Origin of the sequence: Pantoea sp. SIMBA_079 (genome assembly GCF_046940275.1) — a bacterium.
Classification (GTDB): Bacteria; Pseudomonadota; Gammaproteobacteria; order Enterobacterales; family Enterobacteriaceae; genus Pantoea; species Pantoea borealis.
On sequence record NZ_JAWRYR010000184.1, the window covers coordinates 1 to 284 of the forward strand.

A 284-nucleotide genomic window follows, 5' to 3' on the forward strand; every position below is an offset into this window, starting at 1 on the left:
AGCGTGGCGATAATCAGCGCCCCAATCAGCGTGCCGGGGATGGTGCCGATACCGCCGACAAAGCTGGTGCCGCCGAGGATCACCGCAGCAATCGCATCCAGTTCATAGCCCACGCCAAGGTTGCCGTTGGCGCTGTAGAGCCGTGAGGCGCTCATCAGCCCCCCCAGCCCGAAGAGCAGACCGATCATGGCGTAAAACTAGATCAGCACTACGCCCACTTTGATCCCGGTCAGACGAGCCGCCTGCATGTTGCCGCCCACGGCATAGATATGAATACCCAGGGT

General features: G+C 61.3%; 1 pseudogene. It reads right to left on the minus strand.

Going from position 1 to position 284, the window contains the following annotated elements:
- Window positions 1-284 (minus strand): annotated as a pseudogene (locus SB719_RS19635) (ABC transporter permease subunit); the annotation flags it as partial.